At 74.1% G+C, this 3,750-nt stretch carries 3 protein-coding genes and 1 pseudogene; all 4 read left to right on the plus strand.

The genetic code is table 11. The features are described from left to right. Window positions 1-892: NAD-dependent epimerase/dehydratase family protein (locus AOK18_RS27985; RefSeq protein WP_055696135.1), on the plus strand; the 892-nt coding region annotated here is incomplete at its 5' end. Between the two features lie 194 nt (window positions 893-1,086). After that, complete coding sequence (locus AOK18_RS27990) at window positions 1,087-2,403, plus strand: sensor histidine kinase (protein ID WP_055696137.1); 1,317 nt, start codon at window positions 1,087-1,089, stop codon at window positions 2,401-2,403. Then, window positions 2,388-3,041, plus strand: a complete 654-nt coding sequence (locus tag AOK18_RS27995; protein ID WP_055696136.1) for a LuxR C-terminal-related transcriptional regulator — start codon at window positions 2,388-2,390, stop codon at window positions 3,039-3,041. The genes AOK18_RS27990 and AOK18_RS27995 overlap by 16 nt, the downstream gene beginning before the upstream one ends. Before the next feature lie 224 nt (window positions 3,042-3,265). After that, a pseudogene (locus AOK18_RS28000) lies at window positions 3,266-3,750 on the plus strand (DUF1996 domain-containing protein); the annotation flags it as partial.

The raw sequence follows: 3,750 nt of genomic DNA on the forward strand, positions 1-3,750 counted from the left end.
CCACCCCGTCCAGGGCGGCCTGGCCGCCCTGGACGGGGTGGACGGCACGTGGGACGTCGTCGTCGACACCTGGTCGGCGGCCCCGCGCGCCGTCCGCGACGCGGCACGGCTGCTGCGGGAGCGCGCCGGCCGGTACGTGTACGTGTCGAGCCGTTCGGTGTACGAGTGGCCCGCGCCCGCCGGGGCCACCGAGGAGGCTCCCGTGGTGGCGGGCGCCCGCGCGGACGCCGGCCGCACCGACTACGCGCGGGACAAGCGGGGCGGTGAACTGGCCGCCGTGGAGGCCTTCGGCGCCGACCGGTCGGTGCTGGTGCGGGCGGGGCTGATCCTCGGGCCGTACGAGAACGTCGGCCGGCTGCCCTGGTGGCTGAACCGGATGGCCCGCGGCGGCCCGGTCCTCGCCCCGGGCCCGCGCGACCTGCCCCTCCAGTACGTCGACGTCCGCGACCTCGCCGAGTGGATCCTCGGGGCGGCCGAACAGGGGCTCGGCGGACCGTACAACCTGACCGGCCCGTCGGGGCACGAGACCATGGGCACGCTGCTGGAGGCGTGCGCGGAGGTGACCGGGGGCTCGGCCGAGCTGCGGTGGACCGCGCCGGAGGCGATCCTGCGGGCGGGCGTCGAGCCGTGGACGCAGCTGCCGGTCTGGGTGCCGCCGGACAGCGAGTCGCACGGCGCGATGCACGCCACGGACGTCTCCCGGGCGCTCGCGACGGGGCTGCGCTGCCGTCCCGTCACCGGGACCGCGGCCGACACCTGGCGCTGGCTCCGGGATCTCGGCGGGACCGCGCCCCGGCGCCGGGACCGGACGGCCGTGGGGCTCGACCCGAAGACGGAGGCGAAGGTGCTGGCGGAGACCCGGGGACCGGACGGAGGCGGGGAGGGGGTGTAGGCAGCACCACCCCCGCATCGGGGGTTCGGCCCCGTGACCGGGTGCGGTCGCTCGGCCAGACTGACGCCATGACCACGGAGCGCAGGAGCACGGAGCGCGGGGCCGCCGAGCGCGGGACCACGGAGCGCGGAGCCACGGAGCGCGGAGCCACCGGCCACGGGACCACGGACCGCGCGAGCGGTGACCCGACGCTCATGGACCTCACGAACGCGGCGGGCACGGGTCCGGAGACCGGGAGCGGGGCCCGGAACGGGACCGCGCGGAGGGGCGGACGCGAACGGCGCACCGAAGGCCTTCTGAAGGGGGCACTGCGGGGGCTGGGACTGGCCCTGGTCTCGCTCCCGCTGTCGGTGTTCGCCTTCACCCTGACCCTGGTGTCGATCGCGCTGATCCCGGCCGGCGTCGGCCTCGTCACCACGCCGTACGTGCTGAAGGGGGCCCGGACCTACGTGAACCGGCGGCGGGTGCTGGCCGCGGAGTGGGGCGGGGTGCGCATCCCGCCCGCGTACCGGCCGGTGCCGAAGGACGCCACTTTGTGGGCGCGCACCTTCGGGATGCTCCGCGACCCGGCGACCTGGCGGGAACTGCTGTGGCTGCCGGTCGACATGACCGCGGGGTTCGTCACCGCGCTGCTGCCCGCCGTGCTGCTGCTGTACCCGCTGGAGGGGTTCGCGCTCGCGGCCGGGCTGTGGCGGGTGATGCCGGACCCGTACTGGTACGGCTTCGTCCCGGTCGGCGGCCAGGCGTCCGCGCTCGGCGCGGGGGCGCTGGCCCTCGTTCTGCTCTTCCTCGGCCACTTCCTCAGCCCGCGGGCGCTGTCCGCGCACTACCGGCTCACCCGTGCCGTCCTCTCCCCCGGCCAGGGGGAACTGGAGGAGCGCGTCCGGGTGCTGACGGAGACCCGGCGGGACGCGGTGGACACCTCGGCCGCCGAACTCCGGCGCATCGAGCGGGATCTGCACGACGGGGCACAGGCCCGGCTGGTCGCGATGGGCATGGACCTGGGCACCATCGAGGCACTGCTCGACAAGGACCCGGAGAAAGCACGGCAGTTGATCGCGCAGACCCGCAGGTCGTCGGCGGAAGCACTGGCGGAACTGCGTGAACTGGTGCGCGGCATCCATCCGCCGGTGCTGGCGGAGCGCGGCCTGGGCGACGCGGTGCGGGCGCTGGCGCTGCGGCTCCCGGTGGCCACCGAGGTGAGCGTGGACCTGCCGGGACGGGCCGGTGCGCCGGTGGAGTCGGCCGCGTACTTCGCCGTCAGCGAGGTGCTCACCAACGCGGTGAAGCACGCGGGGGCGGACCGGATCTGGGTCGACCTGCACCACGCCGGGGGATGCGTGCGGGTGAGCGTCACCGACAACGGCAGGGGCGGTGCGGTGATCGGGGCCGGTTCGGGGCTGGCCGGGGTGGAGCGGCGGCTGGGTACATTCGACGGCGTCCTCGCCGTCAGCAGTCCCGTGGGCGGCCCCACCATGGTCACCCTGGAGATCCCTTGCGAGTTGTCCTAGCCGAAGACCTGTTCCTGCTGCGCGACGGGCTGGTCCGGCTCCTGGAGGCCCACGGCTTCGAGATCGCCGCGGCGGTGGAGTCCGGGCCCGAACTCGGCCGCGCGCTGGCGGAGCTCGACCCGGACGTCGCCGTCGTCGACGTCCGCCTGCCGCCGACGCACACCGACGAAGGACTGCAGTGCGCGCTCGAGGCCCGCCGGCGGCGGCCCGGTCTGCCGGTGCTGGTGCTGTCGCAGCACGTCGAGCAGCTGTACGCGCGGGAGCTGCTGGCCGACGGCAGTGGCGCGGTGGGCTACCTGCTGAAGGACCGGGTGTTCGACGCCGGGCAGTTCGTCGACGCCGTGCGGCGGGTGGCGGCGGGGGGCACGGCGATGGACCCTCAGGTGATCCAGCAGTTGCTGGCGCGCGGGCCGGGTGACGAGCGGCCGCTGGCGCGGCTGACGCCCCGGGAGCGGGAAGTGCTGGAGGAGATGGCCCAGGGCCGGTCCAACGCGGCGATCGCCGGGAAGCTGGTGGTGACGGAACGGGCCGTCGCCAAGCACACCGCGAACATCTTCGCCAAACTGGGCCTGGAGGTCTCGGAGGACGACAACCGGCGGGTCCTGGCGGTTCTCGCCCATCTCGACCAGGGCCGGTGAAACCGGCCCCACCCGCCCCGTGCCCTCTCACCGGACGCGGTTGATCCACAACTCCTCGTGTGCCGAGGGCTGTTGAAACCGGAGTTCCGCAAGAACTTCTCATCAATTCCCGTGACGGCTGAACACCCGCGGGGCGGTCCCCGTACTCAAGGGAGCCGCTTCACTCCTGTCGGGCGCCTCGATGCCCCGCAAGGGATGCCCCGCAAGGAAGTCAGAGGAGTTCCATGGGACGCAATACAAGAAAACGCCGCATGCCGTTGGCCACCAAAGCCGTGGCCGCGTCGGCAGCCCTAGCGCTCGGCGGGGGCGGGCTGATCTGGGCGAACTTCTACGCCTCGGCCGGCGAGTCGGGCCAGGCGCAGAATCAGACGAAGGCGAACGCGGCACAGCAGATCGCCACGATCGACTGCCCGGACGTGGGCCAGCAGCTCCCCGACGTGCCGGACCCGGCCCGCGGTGAGGTGGACGGTGAACTGGCCTCGATGGACCAGCAGATCACCGACGCCTACCAGCGCCTGGTCACCACGCGCCAGGCGCAGGCCGGGGACGCGCAGTACGTCCAGAACGCCATCCTGGGTCCGCTCAAGGACCGGCGCAAGGTGCTCATCGACCGGATCAAGCTGGAGATCAGCCGCGCGGGCGGCCAGGTTCCCGGGAACCTGGACGGGCTCGCCCCCTGCTCCGGCCGCCCCGCCGACCAGCCGCAGCC

Origin of the sequence: Streptomyces prasinopilosus (genome assembly GCF_001419695.1) — a bacterium.
GTDB classification, from domain to species: domain Bacteria; phylum Actinomycetota; class Actinomycetes; order Streptomycetales; family Streptomycetaceae; genus Streptomyces; species Streptomyces prasinopilosus.

Coding starts and splice junctions, on each gene's coding strand:
- AOK18_RS27990 (WP_055696137.1), top strand. CDS start 1,087: ATGGACCTCACGAACGCGGCGGGCACGGGTCCGGAGACCGGGAGCGGG.